The 18,794-nt window shown below is 45.5% G+C and carries 4 protein-coding genes; 1 reads left to right on the top strand and 3 read right to left on the bottom strand.

The genetic code is table 11. From position 1 onward, the window contains the following. Positions 1-96: 96 nt before the first annotated feature. Together EXT48_RS00470 and EXT48_RS00465 are read right to left on the bottom strand one after the other, a co-directional pair. On the bottom strand, positions 97-9,177 hold the full coding sequence (locus EXT48_RS00470; protein ID WP_130163287.1) for a non-ribosomal peptide synthetase: 9,081 nt from the start codon (positions 9,175-9,177) through the stop codon (positions 97-99). Between the two features lie 143 nt (positions 9,178-9,320). Further along, positions 9,321-13,937: a non-ribosomal peptide synthetase gene (locus EXT48_RS00465; protein WP_130163286.1), complete on the bottom strand. Its 4,617-nt coding sequence runs from the start codon at positions 13,935-13,937 to the stop codon at positions 9,321-9,323. Between the two features lie 194 nt (positions 13,938-14,131). Between EXT48_RS00465 and EXT48_RS00460 the strand changes: the two genes are divergently transcribed. Continuing rightward, positions 14,132-16,297 carry a TonB-dependent siderophore receptor gene (locus EXT48_RS00460; RefSeq protein WP_130163285.1) on the top strand — a complete coding sequence of 722 codons (2,166 nt, stop codon included), beginning with the start codon at positions 14,132-14,134 and terminating at the stop codon, positions 16,295-16,297. A 65-nt stretch (positions 16,298-16,362) separates the two neighbouring features. On the opposite strand, the gene EXT48_RS00455 is transcribed toward EXT48_RS00460, so the two are convergent. Next, a complete protein-coding gene (locus EXT48_RS00455) occupies positions 16,363-18,783 on the bottom strand; it encodes a penicillin acylase family protein (protein WP_130163284.1) in 2,421 nt (806 codons plus the stop codon). Positions 18,784-18,794: the final 11 nt, after the last annotated feature.

Here is an 18,794-nt window from a genome sequence, read left to right as displayed (position 1 = left end):
CAAAGTAGAAGATTTACTTGATTTGAATCAAAAATGAGGTGCATCTCGCACCTCATTTTTATACAGATAGTTAAACTGGTTATGATCTGGAGTTCGCTACTTCTTTAACTTTGCAAACTTCGTTGATTTAAACTTATTCTGACTCGCTTGTTTGCTAATTTGCGGTCTGAACGTCGCTAAGCTTAGTGCGGGCTGTTGCACTAACTGCCCAAGCAACGCTAGCCATCTATCCAGTGCAACTTGCATTTTATCTCGTCGATATAGTCCGCTCTTGTAATAACAACGACCTTGATAAGCGCTATTTTGAGCATCAATAAAGATTGCTGAGTCAAACTTGCTCGATGTATCTGTAGAGGAGAGCCCTTCCATATTGAGCCCTTCAATTGGCCAATCCGGCTTTGGCGTATTTTGCATTACAAAAAGCTGTTGGAATAATGGCGACAACCCCGCAGTTCTTTGTACGCCTACCTCATTAATCACGCCATCTAAGGTAAACAACTGATTGCTTTGTACATCGAGTAAGGTGTGTTGAACATGCGCACACAGCTCAGCAAAGCCCATAGCGCCAGTAAGGCGGATACGCAATGGAAGTACCCTAATAAAATATCCGATCAAAGGTTCTAGATCGGCATGTTCTCGTCCCGACAGATCAGTGCCTAGCACTAAATCTTGCTGCCCAGTCATTTCATATAACCATGCAGCATAACTTGCCAGTAGTACACTAAAGACAGAACACTGCTGATGTTGCGCTAACTGCTCGATGGCTTGGCGCACCTCAGCCACGATGGTAAAGTCGATGACTTCACCTTTTGTATCGCTATTTTCAGGACGCGGTGAATGTAGAGGGATCAGGGTTTGCACAGGTGCATCGGCCAATTGAGTGCGCCAATACTGAGCAACCTCGCGCGCCTCATCACTTGCCAAGCGCAGCTGCTGCCACTTAGCATAATCACTATATTGAACTTGTAGCGCAGGTAAAACAGTTTCGCGTTTCTCAACCTGTGCCAAATAAAACTCACCAACCTGCTGCACCAGGTTACCCATAGACCACCCATCACTGACGATGTGATGCATGTTAATGGTTAACTGATAGTGTTTATCCGCAATTTCGACCAGCAACACTCGTAGTAAAACATCTTGTGCTAAATCAAACGGTGTACGCTCGAAGTGTTGACGCAACTCGGTCGCCGCTTGCGTATTTTGCTCTAAACTATCAGTCAGTTTCACGAACTGCCAATTCAGTTCATTTTCCTCACTGTAAAGCGCAACCACATCTCCTTCTTGCTCAATAAAGCGATAACTGAACGTACGATGCCATGCCAGTAACTGAGTAAATGCTTGCTGCAGGCTTACCACGTCAAGCTCACCAAAGAGATTCACACTCGTAGTGATGTTATAAGCCGCTTTATCTTTTTCTTCACTTAATTTGTCCGTGATCCAGATACTACGCTGCTCCGCCGATACGGGCACTAGCTGCTCGAAAGGCAGTGCTTGTAGTGCAATCGCTTCAGCCTCCCTATTCGCTTGATGCTGCTCAGTGATATATTGTGCCAACGCGGTAAATTCACTATGTTCAAAGATTTCCCTGACCCCTAGATTCAACCCAAATGTTTGATTGATTTGCGAGGTCAACCTCATAGCTAGAATAGAATCCCCACCCGCATGGAAAAACTGGCTATGGGATGATGCTTCAACGCCTAATAACGCCTGCCAAATCGCCGCCAGTTGCTTTTCGTGAGTGTTCATTGCATGGCTTTCAGTCTGGCTTGCTTGCCGTGAGGGCTGAGGTAACGCTTTTACATCTATTTTTCCGTTTATAGTCAACGGAAATTGGGCCAATGCAAACCAATGAGCCGGTTGCATATAATCAGGTAACCTCTGCTGAGCTTGTGTTTGCAGCGCATTGAGATCCAGATCCTCTCCTATCACATAAGCAACTAGCTGTGCCCCTTGCTGAGTTTCTTGCAGACGGACCAGTGCACTATTTACGCTAGGCATTGCCGTGATTTGCTTTTCGATTTCAGCCAATTCAATTCGATAACCGCGTACTTTAACTTGTTGATCCGCACGCCCGTGATAAACAAGTTCGCCTTGCTTGCCCCAACGCACCAGATCACCTGTACGATATAAACGCTCGCCTTTATCGCTAAATGGGTTTGCGATAAAGCGCTCTGCGGTTAAATCCGCTCTAGCAAAATAACCTTGTGCCAACGTACCTGCAATGTACAACTCACCAATTCCACCTTGCGGCGTAAGGTTAAGCTCTTCACTCAACACGTAGGCATGACGCTCGCCAACGACTGAACCAATCGGCACATAAACACTGTCGAGCAATGAAGTGTTATCGTCTTGCCAAATGGTCGGCGTGATCACTGTTTCTGTTGGCCCATAAGCATTGATAAATTGTGTGTTAGGTGCACGCTGACGCCATTGAAGTAGCTCTTGCACAGGCCAAGCCTCGCCACCCACAATGCACAAGCGAACCGCATCAAGATGCGGCAAGTGCTGTAAATAGCCGCGTGGTAAGTCAACGATATTGATCTGCTTGGCTGTGATGAGTTCGCTACACTGCTCTGGTAATAGCGTTTTACCATTCACCATAGTGAGTTGGGCACCCATTAACAACGGCACAAAAACCTGCTCAAGCCCAGCATCAAAGCCCAATGAAGCAAATGCTAAAGCATGATCGGCGGCCTTGTATTGATAAGCATCGGCTATTGCCAAACAATGGCTCAATAGAGCTGCTCGTGTGACCGCAACCCCTTTTGGTTTGCCAGTAGAGCCTGAGGTAAACACCAGATATGCCAATTGCTGTGGATGCTGTATAGATACTTCTCGCTTAGCGTGGCTCGCTAGATTTATGATACTGCTGAGAGAAATTTGCTCAACAGCACAGTGCTCAAGCCCTTTCCCTTGATATAGCACCAGTCGCGGTTCACTCACTGCAAGGATATCATGCAGACGGGAATCTGGAGAGTCGGAATCAAGAGGGACGTATATTGCACCAAGCTGCCAAATGGCTAAGATACTTGCGAGCGTATCGAGTCCTGTCCTCATTAATAATGCAACGCGATCTTCACGGCGGATCCCTTGGCGTTGGAGACCATCGGCTATCTTTTCGCTATGTGCCAACAGAGCCTGATAACTTAGTGACTGGTCTTCAAAGTGGATCCGTGCACTATGCTGATGCAGCTCAGCTTGCTGGTATAAGTACTCAATAATATCGACTTTTTGTGTTTCCTGCCTGCTTCGGGGATCACCAAGTTCAAGTAATGCCTTTTCCTGCTCCGCACTCAATGCGGTTATATTGCCAAGCGGCTGCTTCACCCCTTGCGCCAGCTGCGAAATAATAAGCACAAAGCGCTCAAGTAAGTGCTTTGCCTCAACATTATTTAATGCTGCGAGTTGGTAGTGAAAAGCAATGTCGATGGTCTCTTGCTGTGAAATCGATACCGTCAGTGGGTAATCCGTCTCTTCGCGGCTAGCCACAAGCTCGAATTGCGTGGATTCCTTATCAGCTTGCTGAAGTGCCTCCGCTATCGGGTAGTTTTCAAAGACAACCAATGTATCGAATAATCCACTTGGGCAGTCCAATCCACCTTCTCTTGCCCATTTTTGAACATCACTTAAGGGAGTATATTCATGCTCACGTGCAGCCATGCTTTGGCGTTGTAGCTGCTGCAACCATTGTCCAACGGGCAATTCTGGCTCCAGCGTTACTATGGTCGGCAACGTATTGATAAACAAACCGAGCATGCTATCACTTTGGGGAAGCTGCGGTGGTCGCCCTGAGGTCACCGAGCCAAAACATACGGCATTGCGTCCGAGAGCGGTTTTCAATACCAATGACCATGCGGCTTGGATCAACGTGTTTACCGTGATCTGCTGGCGACGACAAAAAGACAGGAGGGTTTCGGTCTGTGTGGAGTCAATAATCCTGCTTGTTTGACCGGCTTGATTTTCTTCTATATGCGATTTTTCCGCTTGATTGAACAGCGAGCAAGGCTCACTCAATAGTTGTAACTGCTGTTGCCAATAACGGCTATTCTGCACTTGGTCTTGTGCTTGCAAAAACGCAATATAACTGTCGTACTGACCAGTTACAGCCGTCAGAGCTTGTCCTTGATAGGCACTCAGTAGTTCGCCCATCATTCGAGAAGCACTCCAGCCGTCAGTGAATAAATGGTGATTGGTCCAAATAACTCTGTATTGCGTGGCATTGAGCCGAACGATAACCACACGGTTAAAGCCAATGTCTTTTTCTAAATTAAAGCCTGATGCCACTTGTCGCTTTGCCAGCTGACCAAGTTCAGTCTGTACATCTCGGTTTTTCATAGACCAGTCAAGTACCGTGATATCAGCCTGATGTGATGTAACAACATATTGATGTGGCGGCGTGACCTGAGTGAGCAAGCCCGTTCTTAACGCATCATGGCGATCTGTTACTCGTTGCCAAGCTGCGCTAAATGCGTCTATATCTAAACCGGTTACAGCGAACTGCATTTGATTTATGTAAGCACTATTGTCACTGTACAAAGCGTGGAAAAGCATGCCTTCTTGCATCGCTGAAAGAGGATAAACTTTGCTGATTTTCTCAGCATCTAACTGCCGTAATGTGTCGTCCGAGAGTTGTGCTAGTGGCACATCAGACCGACTTAGTTTTGCGGTGGCTGTTTCGCAGTGGCTTACCAACTCCTCCAAGCATTGCTGGAACAATCTCATAAAATCATTCACTGCGCCTGCGCTCAGTCTAGCCTCAACAAAACTTGCGCGGATCTGGAGCTGCCCTCCTAAGACCTGTGCTTGTATCGCCAGCTCACTCGTCACCTCTGCCAAGCCATTATGGCTTGCCCCTGTAGACTCTAGGGCGGGTTGCCATATACCATCACTGGTAAAGTTATTGTCTAACTGACCTAAATAGTTAAATTCTATATCCGCAATTTCTGGCGAGTGTGTAGGTGTGGCGGAATTGCCATACTTAAGTGCGCCATAGCCAATTCCTTTATTTGGGATCCTACGCAAAGCCTCTTTTGTGCCAGTGATCGTGTCGAGCCAGTTACCGCGGCGCGATAGTTTCAGCGGGAACATAGCGGTAAACCAACCCACCGTGCGACTCAAATCAATCTCTGATTGCCAAGGCTCTCGACCATGTCCTTCCAAGTGGAGCACATATTCATCTTTTCCTAACCAGCGATACACCGCTTCGCTCAGCGCACTTAATAATAAGTCATTAACTTGAGTGCGATATGGCCGACTTGCTTGGGTCAGTAACTGTGTTGTGAGTTCGACAGAACATTGATGTTCTGCGGTTGCTACGTTAGCTTCAACTGCACTTGCGTCCGCATCCTGATAAGGGAAAGGTAAAGGAGATGCGGTTTGCATATGCCAAAAATTAGCTTCATCAGCAAACGCTTCAGCATAGTGCTGTAGCGCTTCCGCCCACTTTTTCACACTGCTCGACTTGGCTGGTAGCTGCCAATCTGCAGAATTCAGCAACTGCTCATAGCCGGTTGCTAAATCATCCAACACAATGCGCCAAGACACGCCATCAATCACCAAGTGATGAATCACCAGCAAAACACGATAGCTGCCGTCGGCTACTGTCATCACAGCCGCACGCATCAAAGGCCCATCTTGAATATTCAAGCTTGCTTGTATTTCTTCTGCCAGCGTAGTGATCTGCTCACACTCCACTTGATGCATTGTAAAAACCTGCGCCAGTATCGACTCATGATAATCACCAAAAGATTGTTGCCAATCACCTTGACCGTCCTTGCTAAATGTTAGCCTTAGGGCGTCATGATGCTGAATGAGTCGACCTATCACTTGCTGGAGTACACGCCAATCCAACGCTTGCTCCAAGCGTAACATAACCGCTTGGTTGTAGTGATGTGGTGCATGCTCTCGCTGCTCAAAAAAGGCCTGCTGAATAGGCAAAAGTGGCGCCTGCCCTTTAACTTCTTCCACGTCGCTCGGATTTGGCTCAGTTAACTGGACGGCAAGAGCCGCAACACCCGCTATGGTTTGCGCTTCAAACACATCTCCAGGTGATACTTCCCAGCCAGCTTGACGACACAAAGACACCATTTGTAGGCAAATTATCGAGTCGCCACCGAGGGCAAAAAAGTTATCATCTCGGCCTATTTGCTCCAGATTAAATAATTTGCACCAGATTGCAGCGATCGATTGTTCAGCCTCACCAACACAGGCCGTGATTTGCGTTTGCTCTTGGTGCTTGGGTGCTGGTAAAGCTGAACGATCCACTTTGCCATTGGCGTTCAGCGGCAGGCTATCCATTAGTGTAAATACTGCAGGAACCATGTATTCGGGTAGCGCCGCTCTGGTATCGGCTTGAATGTCTTGTGCCGTTCTATGTGAACAGAGATAAGCGAGTAACCTAGTTGTTCCTGCATGCTGCTGAGCAACAACAGCCACATCACTTACGCCTGCCATCGCACGTAATTTAAGCTCTACTTCTTCAATTTCGACCCGGAAACCACGAATTTTGACTTGGTTATCGACTCGACCAATAAACTCAAGTTGCGCGTGTTCGTTCCATCTCACTAAATCTCCAGTGCGATATAAACGCTTACCTGAATCACTAAATGGGTCAGCCACAAAGCTTGCAGCAGTTTGGCCGGCTCGGCCAACGTAACCCTGAGCCAGAATATCGCCTCCAATATAGAGCTCACCCGCTTGCCCTTGTGGTACCAAGTTCTGCTCTGCATCTAGTACATAGAGTTTACGCTCTGCAATAGCAGTCCCAATTGGAACAGAGTCGATATGCGCAACATCGAGATTAGTACAATCAAAGATTGCGGCCTCCACCACAATTTCGGTGGGTCCATAGGTATTGACCAATTTTACGTCTGCCAAGCCAGCTTGTCGCCAAGCGCTAATAGCTTGTTTTGACATGGCTTCGCCACCGGAATGCACCTGTCGTAAAGCCGGTAAGCGCCAATTGTGCTTGGGCATTAAATAACACCAATCTTCAGCTACTTGGCGCCAATAAGCGGCACTTAAGTCCATAACACTGATGCGATGTTTACTGGCCTGCTCAAATAATTGTTGTGCATCCCACAAGCTATCGTCTCGAATAACCAGTGCAGCGCCAACCACCAAGGTTGGAAAGACCTGCTCAACAAAGGCATCAAAGTTCGCCGTAGCAAACTGTAAAACCACATCTTGTTGCGAAAGATTGATAAAATCAGCTGCCGTAAATATATAACGGCTAAGCGCCCCATGTGCTACCGCCACCCCTTTCGCTTGACCCGTCGAGCCAGAGGTGTAGTTAAGATAAGCAATATGCTCAGGATGGACGTCAATAGCTAAGTCTTGTGCAAACCAATCAGAGGTATCCGAGCAAACTAATGCGTCTTCTGCTATCAAAGGAAGCGATGTTAAGTGCAATTGCTCGCCCAATATCAAAACACAGCCGCTATCTTCTATCATGTGAGTTAGCTTATCTTCGGGCAGCTTAGCGTCCAGTGGTAAATAGGTCACTCCAGACTTAAAACATGCGAGCAAGCTTGCCACCAAATAAGGCGACCTTGGCAATGCAATACCCACAACCTCCCCAGCCTTTACACCAACAGTTTGAAGTTGCGAAGCAATATAGTTGGCATGTGCTTCTAACCATTGATAATCAAAGTGATGATCTTGAAAAATCATTGCGGTATTCGTTGGCGTGGCAAGTGCCTGTTGGCGAATCAAGGTGTGGGTTAACTTTTCAACGTGAGCCAAGGTTTTACCCTTACTCGCGTTACTTTCAGGCAAATACGGGCGCTGGTTTTCGTAGGCCACATCAATCCAATTACCAATAGTCTCATTTTCATGTCCGAGTGCTAAGGTAAGCAGCAAACAGAACTCTCGTTGTAATGTCTGTATGTATTGGAGATCAAACTGCGCGAGATCGTACTCAATTTCACACGCTATATTGGCCTCGCTAGTTTGCACCGATAGTGCAATAGCAAACTTGCTCTGGGTACTGCCACCCACGACAGGTTCTAGCGAGAAATCAGCGAAGTTGAGTTGTCCTTGTAACTGCGGTTGACAATCAAACCCCACTTGAAAAAAACTACCTTGATACTGCTCAGCGCGATGCTCTGGTAACACCGACAACACATATTCAAACGGTACATCACTGTATTGCGTGCAAGTAAGTGCATGTCCTTGTATTCGTTTCACAACATCAATAAAAGATCGGGCAGCATGGGCCTCACAGCGATAGGCTTGCGTGGTAATAAAGCAGCCAACGATGTCTTGCACTTGCTCTTGCGAGCGACCCGCGTTGGGGACACCAACAACAAATTGATCATTCCCATGGTGGCGAGATAACAATAACTGCCATACCGCCAGCAAGGATGCAAAAGGCGTGACCTGATTTCGCTTACAAAAATCATTAAGCTCCACACCTAACGGCGCATTGAGCATAAATTGTTGACGCGCGCCTTTTGAGCTTAACTTATTAGACGTGACACGCTGCTGGTGTAATCGAACTGGTTGTCGCGGGGCACTTAAATAATGCTGCCAAAAACCGACAGCAGGATGCGCGTCGGACAGTTCACTGCGCTGCCAATGTGCAAAATCAAGATAGCGTAGTGCAGGCTTAGACAGGGAAAGTCCCTGATAGGCGCGTTTTAAATCGGCCAAAATCAGGTTATTAGACCAACCATCAGAAACGAGGTGATGATAACTTAATGCAAGAATTTGCAACTGATCGGCGCAACTGATGAGTTGAGCTTTGAGTTGCGGCACTTGTGTTAAATCATTAGCTGTCATTAACCAAGTGTTTAATTCTTCGCTCGCCAGATAATTTGCTCTACATTTATCACTATGAACTTGCTCTAACGAAAAAACAGCACTGTCCAGCTCAACTTGTGTTGGCTCATTACCATTTGCGATAAATTGCGTTCTAAATACACCGTGATTGGCAATCACAGCTTGTAACGCCAACTCTAACTTGACGGCATCGACTTGGCCATGAACTTCAAAAACGACAGGCATAAGATAACTTGTATTCGACTCATCTAATGCTTGCAGCGTCCAAAGCTGTTGCTGTAAATATGATAAGGTTGCGGTATGACCGGATAGGTGAGGGATCCCTTCGCTGGCATCTTGCTCTAACAGTAAACTCAATATATCGCTATCAATATCCGCTAAAAAATCATCTTGCATATTTACACCATGCCTATCTTCAAAGTTGACACCGCGAGGCGGCCAAAGTATCAGTAAGACGGTATAGCGCTATTGAAATTTACTTTTCATTTTAAAAGCCAAGTCTACTCACTTGGCTTTTATCGTTATCGCTCAGTAATCACTTACCGCGATTTAAATTTGGCAAACTTGTTGAGCTTTGGCCTATTGTTTGTAGCAGATGATATAGAACGATAGAGCTCGCTAATCACCGTATTTGGTTTTGCTGTGAGAGATAATAAAAGCTGACTCCATTGCTCCAGCCAAGCCGCCATAGCAGGTTGATCATAAAGCGCTTTTCGATATAACCAAGTACATTCAATTTCGTCATTAGGAGTAACAAATAACGCATTGGCAAACTTGCTGTACTTAGGCAAATCAATATCAGCGGGGGAAAATGAAACACCCTTTACTTGCCAACTTGGCTTTGGCGCATTTTGCATTACAAATAGTTGCTGTAGGATCGGTGCATTGAACTGGTTTCTGGGTGGATTCACTTGCTTAATTATTTCATCTAAGCTCATCAATTGATGTTCCACCGTCACAGCTAACGCATGGTGCACTTCTTTCAGTACTTCTTCCATAGTGGCGGCTGAAGATAGCTGGGTTCTAACAGGGAGGACTTTCACAAAATAACCTATGATAGCTTCCAACTCCGGTACTTCTCTGCCAGCCAGATCAGTCCCGATCACTAAGTCTTGTTGTTTGGTCACAAATTGTAAGAACAATAAGTACGCGGTCATCATTACCGAGTTTAGAGAAACATTCTGTGCTTTAGCAAACGCCCTAAGCTGCTCACTTTGCTCAACAGATAACACCACTCGCACTTCTTCTCCCAGATCGCTAGCCTGCTCAGATAAAGGCTTATGCGCAGGAAATAACGAAAGCGCAGGTGCATCACGTAATGTATTGCGCCAGTAGCTTTGTTGTTTTGTTGCTTCTTCACTTAGTAAACGCTGCTGTTGCCAATACGCAAAATCAGCATAATCATAGGGAATTTCAGCCCCTTTCACTTGATCAATATCACCATAAAATTGACTCAACGACTCAATAAAAATCGCAATGGACCAACCATCAGAAATAATATGATGCATATTCACCAGCAAACGTAGATGGTCTGGCGCAAGCCAAACAGCCTTAACTTTAATAAGGGGAAGTGCTGCAAGGTCGAATTGGTGCGCTGACAGTTGCTGTTGTTGTTCTGCGAGCGCATGGGTTTTTGCACCCTCAGTCAATGCAATTAAATCCTGTTGTTCAATCACAATATGATTGTGAGCGACGGTCACTAGCCTAATTTCACCTTCTATTTCTTCAAACCGCGTCCGCAGCGCAGATTGTTGCTCAACCAACTTATCTAAAGCGTATTGTAATTTGTCTATATCCAAGTGGCCGCGTAAATCAACACCGCCAAACATGTTGTAACTCATGGCTTGGCCCTTGTTTGCTGCAAGCTGATGCGCAACCCATAAACTTCTTTGCCCTGGCGACACCACAACAGGGAGATCCTTTGGCCTTTTTTCGAGTGCTGTAATAGTCCCTTGTTCCAACTCAATCGCCTCTGCAAACTGCGACAGTACAGGGCTGAGCAACAGCGTTTTAAGCGCTATGCTGTAGCCAAGCGCTTGATTGAGCGCAGCGATAAAGCGTAGTGCAATAATGGAATCTCCACCTAGTTTAAAAAAGCTATCGTGTCGACTCACTTGATCAAGACCAAGCTGGGCTTGCCATAACCCAGCAACCAATTGCTCCACTGCTCCTTGTGGTGCAACAAAGTTGATGTCAGCCTGAATATTCACTTTAGGTAGTGCCGCTTTATCTACTTTGCCATTCACCGTAAGTGGTAAGTGCTCTAAAGCGATAATGGTGGATGGCAACATGTATTGAGGTAGCTGCTTTGCTAATTGAGAAAGCACTGCCTGCTCGTCAATTACATTGGCCACAACATACCCGATAATGCGTGAGGAATTTGCGGTTTCATCAACTATCACGGTTGCTTCATCAATGTTTTGCAACGCGCAAAGCTGCGCTTCTATTTCCGCAAGCTCTATACGATAACCACGAATTTTAACCTGATTATCACTGCGTCCAAGATATAACAAAGTCCCATCCGCTTCGTAGCGGACAATATCTCCTGTGCGATATAAACGGCTACCATCATCACTAAATGGGTTCGCAATAAAGCGTTCAGCGGTCAAATCAGCACGTCCAACATAACCTTGAGCAAGCCCTGCCCCAGCAATGTAAAGCTCCCCAACCGCGTTGGCGGGACAATGATTTAGATACTTATCCAGCACAAATAGCATGGTATTGTTTAACGCATTAGAGATAGGCTGAACGGTATAATCTGTACACGACTTGGGCGTCACCGTATATGCAGAGCATCCTACCACCGTTTCTGTCGGGCCATACTCATTAATGAATCGGCTATTGACTAGCTGTCGGCGAAGCTTACTCACAGTACCAGACATCAACTTATCACCACCTATAACAAAACAATGATGGCACGAAGAAATGATGTCACGGCCAAGGCTTAATAGCCCATCAAGGTGCGCAGGTGTGAGTTTAAATAAGGTATCTTCAGTTGCTTGTTGAATACTATCTGCAACATGATTTAGCAGTGCGTCATCTTGATTTATCATCTGTACGCTTTTACCCGCGTAGATAGGCACCAGTAAGCTCGTGATCGTTGCATCAAAAGACAGGGTCGAGCTCACTACTGCACGCTGACAGTCATGCATATAACGCGAGCTTGCGTCCGCTAAGTAGTTGTTTAGTCCTGCTAAGGTGACAGCTACTCCTTTTGGTAACCCCGTAGAGCCCGATGTATAGAGCACGTAAGCAAGTTGTTTACCATCACGTGATGGCCACACCCGTTCTGTGATCGATTTAGTCATTAGTTGCCGATAGCTCAATTGCTCACAGCTTATCTCTGGTATGGCTTCAACGTCGCTCACCACCAATGCAAGTTGACTATTCTCAACAAGATACTGCTGTCGTGATATAGGCAATGAAGCATCAATGGGGACGTACGCCATTCCTGCTTTTAAGATACCAAAAATACACACTAATGATGCGATATCACGGGACATTCTCAGCCCCACTAAGCTTTGTGGCTTGAGGCCTTGCGCTTGCAGTATTGCAGCAACTTTATCACTATGCTGCACCAGTTCTTTGTAGGTGAGCGCCCCTGATGCACCTGAAACCGCTATCATTTCTGGCTGCCGATGACCATATCGCTGTAACTGAATAAGTAAATCATCAGGCGCTTGAGCACGCGGACCACTTGGCAATCGACTCACAACATCACCTTGCCATAAACTTGCCTGTGTCACGGGCACCGCAGCTAATGCATTAAGGTGAATAAGCGCAGACAAAAATGCAGTTTGCAATTGCGCGATAAAACACGCTTGATATAGCTCCTTAGCGTAATAAAAGTGGCACTGAACGCCCTCACCTTGAATATCAATAATGTCTAAATGCAAATCAAACGGCATAGTAAAACGATGCGCTTGGGTATGGGTTAACGCGATATTATTTAGCTTTTTGGCACTTTGTTTATCACGACGTAAATAATTAAACATCACCTGAAAGAGCGGATGTGTGCCATTGACTCGCTCGACAGCTAGCGCGTCGATAAGCTGTTCAAATGGTAAATCTTGATTAGATTGCGCGAAGTGATGATGATCTTTTGCTTGCGCTATCAGTGTCGCAAAGCTATCGCTATCTTGAATTCGTAGCGCGCTGACTTGAGTATTGACAAAAAAACCGATTACACCCAACGTTTCGGCTAAATGTCGGTTTGCAACGGGTACGCCGACTAACACATCCTGTTGACCACTATAACGTTGTAATGTCATTTGGAAGACTGTAAGCATCACCAGATAAGGCGTCGTACCAAAGCGCTCTGCTGCTGTGCTAACCGTCTCAGCCACGCTTTGTGATAAAGTGCTACTATGCGTCGCCATTGTATAGGTGTCTAACCGCCTTGCTGACTCCGTTGCCGGTAAGGTGATTGCTTCTATCCCCTTTGGTAACCGTGTTACCCAGTTATGTTTTTGCTGCTCGAGTTTCGCGCTATTTTCTTGCTTGGATTGCCACAAAGCATAGTCAATATAGTCGACTTTTTTCTCAGTAGACGGCTCCTTGTTAAGGGCAATCAATTGATACACATCTATAAACTCATCAAACAAGATTTGCATTGAAGTACCGTCGGTAATGATATGGTGCATTACAATTAACAGTTCGCAACGCCTATCTTGTGTGCTCAATACCACACGTAGTAACGGGTCCGACAACAAGTCGAATGGCCGCATTGCTTGCGTATGCGCCTCAGTGATCAAGTCTTGGTTAGATTGCGCTTGCGACAGCGCAACAAATTCAAACGTCAGCTGAGGATTTTGCTGCTGAAAAACACCTTCAAGTGTTTCAGTAAATTGGATTTGTAGTGCACCATGGCGAGCCTGTAGTACCGTAAAGCTTTGCTTCACCAGCTCAGCATCTAACTGTCCATCGAAATACAAAGAGCCCGCCAAATTATAAGCTTTATCATTCGGTGCAATTTTCCAAGCATACCAAAGCCTTTGCTGCGCGGCTGTTAACGGCGCTTTAGCCTGCAATTCAGAGCGGCTCGGTAAACTTATTTGAGTTGTATTTGCCCTTTGTTTTATCAAGTCATTTAGCTGTTGGGTTGATGTCGAGTGTAGCCTAGATTTTCGTTGGCGTTTTCTCGTTGGTGCTTCCACTTTCGGTCTCCAATTTAGGACAATGCAACTGCCACTTTTACTTGGCAAGTAGACGAGTGAAAAAATGAAAAAAACAGTCGCAAATAAAAATGATTCCTTTTACTAAATTTTTGTTTCGACTTTTCGTCCTTGGGGGAGCGCACTCAGTGCGCTCAATTATTGCCAAAATAACAAAATCAGGAATGGAAAAACCCATGCGAAGCAAAGCTCATCAATCAACAGCATTAACGCTCATGCTGTCACTGGTATACTTCTCTCCAAACGTTCAGGCCAACACTGAAAAAAATAGTAACAACATTGAGCGGATCGATGTTGTGGGCCAGCCCATTAAACGCAATTCAGGCCCTACTGGCCTAGATCTTAGTATCAAGGAAACACCTCAATCGGTTACTGTGCTAAGTCACCAGTACATGGATGACTTTGAACTAGACGATTTGGAAGATGTGCTGGTTCAAACAACGGGTATCTCTCGTTATAAGTTTGGAGCCGGTGACAATACCGAGTTTACTTCGCGCGGTTATCTAATTAATGCACTTGTTAAAGACGGCCTACCGACTTCTATCGCAGGCCCTCAGGAAAGTCGTCTAGATACCATAGTCTATGATCGTGTTGAAGTGCTCAGAGGTGCGGCTGGCTTAATGGCGGGTGCAGGACAACCCTCAGCGACATTGAATGTTATTACCAAACAACCCGATCGCGATGGCTTCGTTGAAGTCGGCGCGGAATTTGGTTCTTGGAATAAAGTTCGCACACACGTTGACGCCACAGGCGCTCTTAGCGATGATAAAGCGCTCGCAGGCCGTATTATTCTCGCGTATGAAGACAAAGATAGTTACGTAGACAAAGAGAACAGCAATAAAATCGTTGCTTACACTCAGCTACACCATTACTTTTCTGAAGATACCGAAGCGTCATTTACCGTGCACTATCAAGATAATGAGCTAAAACTATCACCATGGGGACTGCCAATTTTTTATTCTGATGGTTCTTCTGTTGAGGTAGATAAAAAAACCAACCTCTCTTCTCCGGATAGTTACAATGGTAATACCCATCAAAGTTATCACTTCAAGCTTTCTCATCAAATCAACTTAGACTGGGAACTGAACTTTGGTGCACAGTACAGCAAAACGGAAGCTGACATTACTATGACCTATTTCAGTGGTAACCCAGATAAAGAAACCGGACTTGGTTTGCAAGGTGGTGATCGCCGCTGGATTGAAACCGTTGATGGTACCAACTTTATTTTAGGCTTGGTTGGCCGATTTGAGCTATTTGACCGTGCCCATCAAGTGAATGTAACTTATCTAAACGCTGACTTTGAGTCTACTGATGACCGTTATGAAGAGTTAGATGAAAATGCCAGAACTATCTTCTATCCGCTGCAATCAATCAATAATACCCTTCATCCAGCATCACATTTAACCGCTACGGACAAGCAGTTTATTGGTTATTGGGATAAGACAACTAAAGAGCAAAGCTTAGCGATTAGTAGTAAGCTCGTGCTAACCGATGATTTACATGCCATTGCGGGTATCAAGTTTTTCGATTACGAGCGCACCAATGAGCGAGATTTCGCTTGGAGTGGATTCTCTAGCGATAAGGGTGACGAAACTGGGGAAAGCTTATACCTAGGCCTCGTCTATGACATCAATGAGCAGGTCAGTACGTATGTGAGCTATACCGATGCGTATGAGCCTCAGCTAGACAAAGTCGACGTCAACTTAAAGCAACTCACTCCTATTACTGCGCGCAATGTCGAAGTCGGGTTTAAAGCCAACTTAATTGATAACCGCTTACGCTTAAACATGGCTTACTTTGACAGCTTGAAGGAAGACTTTGGCGTTGTTATTCCAGAATATGCCGATCAGCGACCTGCAAGATACCGCCCGGTAGATGGTGCCGAAGCGGATGGCTTTGAAATCGAATTGGATGCCAACATTACAGAAGATTGGCAGGTCAATGTTGGCTACAGTGACTTTGATGTAGTTGATGAAAATGGTGAAGACATCAACTTATACGCACCAAGACAAACGCTTAATGTTAGCACTAAATATACCTATGAAGCGTGGAGTTTCGGCTTAAATGCAACATGGGATACAGACCGAAAAGTAGATATTTTAAGTGTGCCAGGTGTTGATCTTGGCCTCCCAGCAGGTGGTCGTCGCGGGGCAGTACGCGCAGAGCAAGACAGTCAAACGCTAGTAAATGCTCATATCAAGTACGATCATTCAAAACAGTTAAGCTTTAAATTGAGTGTCAGCAACCTCACGGATGAAACGTTTTACGATACGTATGGATTCGTTCCTAAAAAGTATAGTGAACCTCGTGCGTATAACTTAAGCATGAAGTATCGCTTCTAATATAACTGCTATATATTGAAACATAAAAAGGGGCTGCAAAGCCCCTTTTTATGATCAGCGTATTATCACTGCTTTATGATTTGCGTAGAAACGTGTTTTGCCGCAACTTCAGCTTTGCGAAAAGGTAGGGCTACCAGTTTATTTTGCTCACTATAGTATTGTGTTTGATCATTCGCATTGAGCGAGTTTGGATGCTGTGATTGAGAGTAAGTTAACAAGCCTTTCGCCTTCACCCCTGACTCATCAAAGTCAACAACCATCATCCAACTTGAACCAAAGTGCAACTCATAGCCTCGTTGCGATAACCCACTCCACAGCGGTCTATCGTTGTACGGCGTCATCACTGAAGGCGTTGCAATCGGAGCAAATGTCGTTTGATCGAGGCGATTTTGCGTAGCAAACACGTTAAGTCCACCTTCAACATTCATATTTCCCTGCCAAGCAAAGCGCTTCCCGTGCTGTTCAAAAAACTGTATATCACCAAGCGGCGCATCCAGTGCAAAGCCTGCATGGCGAACAATTTCTCCAGCAATGGCTAGTTCTTTGAAAAGCGCTTCATTGATGCGGATATTTCGTGGGGTATTTACTGGATCCTGTGGGCTGAAGCTAACCTCGAAATCTTCTCGGTCATTGACTCTTGCGACAAACTCTCTCACCAAGTGTGCAGCCAATGAAGACTGCTCAAAACGCCCGTCCCACTTTTTAAGAGCTTGGCATGTCGGGGCTAATGCAAAAATTTGACCATTGACTGTAACCTCTTTGGCTTGCCAGCTTTGCTCGCACGCTGCGATGACAGTATCAATAATCGGGGTGATTTGTGCGGTATTGGCTAACAGAATTGCGGTGACTTCATCAGCATCAAATTTTTGCTCGTCACCAATTGGATGACTTATTTGCGCCAAAGAATATCTCGTTCTACGACTTTGTAAAACACTGTGTTGACCATAAAGAGGAGAAACTTCAGCAATAGGGGCACTAGCATTTGCAAGCCAATATGAATCATTGGCATTTTGCACATAGTCCTTACGTTCAAGCTTAGGCTTTTCTGCGTATGGTACACTTTGCTGATAATAATAAGCGGAATCATCACCGGGAAGCACTGGTACTCTAAACTTTTCAAAATACTGTTTTGCCAACGCATCCTCATTTAAATAACGAAGCGCTGTTGATGATAAATGCGGTACATTGGCAGCATCAATATAAAATGCGTGACCATCTTTATCTGTATAAATCGCGTTATTGAACATTAAACCATTATGATCTTTAAAACTTTGTTGAAATTCCTGCAAAGTTTGCGCTTTATTTATCGCAAGCCAATGATCGATTGCAGCAAAATTATCTAAATTCGTATTTTTTAAAATATACGCGTGCTGTTCTGTCCAATCTAATACACCTGGGATTTCAATCAGCATCCCGCCCTCAGCCTTATATACGGGCTTATGTAAAGATTGCATCTCACCCGATGCACTCAATACCTCAACAACGATGTCCTTTTCCACAATCCGTTTAGATTCACCATCTAGCACATAGCCAAGTGGGGTTGCGCTATCCAATGTTAAACGGTAAATCACACTTTGTGTCGATGCTGAGTAAGTATGGCTCCATGCAACATTATGATTGAAGCCAATATTCACTACCGCCGGAAAGCCCAGCAATGATGCTCCCATCACATCTAGTTCGCCAGGGATATTGGCGTGATAGGCCCAAAAACGCATCTGCCCTGTCATGGGAAAATGCGGATTTGCCATTAATATCCCTTTACCATCATCACTAAAATCGGCACCGATAGCCCAGGCATTTGAGCCTTGTGTCATAAGCTTGTCGCCGTCAGGGACTGCAGCTAACGGCGAGGTTAGCTTCATAGGTTCTGATGCACTGGGCAGCCAAGCATTACCTTGCTCTGGGTGTGCTTGTAAAATTGCGGTAGCAAACTGACCAAGGCTCGCGCCGCTTCCCGCAGCGGCAATGTTAGCAAGTACATCAACGGCCGTTATGGGCTGTACCCAGCTTTCACCTTGGCAAGTTGGTTCTAACCTTGCCTTACCTTGTTGCACCTCGGTGAGATACAAATTAAAACCAGCAGCAAACCCTTCTGCAGCAGCTTGAGTATCTTTGGATAACGTCGGAAAAGCGAGCTTAGCCTGCCCATAAATATCAGCAATTTTATATAGGTAATCAGACATTACATGGCGGTTATCACCAGCTTGATAGTGATCAGCTCCAAAATACTTAGCACGCTCTCCTCGAACCCTTAGATAGCTATCGGCAAGCACACAGCCATGATCTTGCGCTTGAGCATACCCAGAACCAAAAGCTAATGAACGTAAGTTGCTAGCTTTAACATGGGCAATACCAAATTCGGTTCGGGTGATTTTGGCTTTTAGTTTCGAAGCGTGTTTTATATTACTTTGCGCTGCCGAATGATCAGCCTGACAGGCCAATGGGCCAAGTAATAGCAAAGGGATGAGCAGTATATTGGAATTCATAATTGTCCTTT

Source organism: Pseudoalteromonas sp. CO348, from assembly GCF_004208845.1.
Taxonomy (GTDB): Bacteria; Pseudomonadota; Gammaproteobacteria; order Enterobacterales; family Alteromonadaceae; genus Pseudoalteromonas; species Pseudoalteromonas maricaloris.
This window is presented reverse-complemented; position numbering and strand designations above follow the sequence as displayed.

Excerpts from the sequence above, each read along its gene's own strand:
- EXT48_RS00460 (WP_130163285.1), top strand. The coding sequence starts at position 14,132 with ATGCGAAGCAAAGCTCATCAATCAACAGCATTAACGCTCATGCTGTCA.
- EXT48_RS00455 (WP_130163284.1), bottom strand. The coding sequence starts at position 18,783 with ATGAATTCCAATATACTGCTCATCCCTTTGCTATTACTTGGCCCATTG.
- EXT48_RS00470 (WP_130163287.1), bottom strand. The coding sequence starts at position 9,177 with ATGCAAGATGATTTTTTAGCGGATATTGATAGCGATATATTGAGTTTA.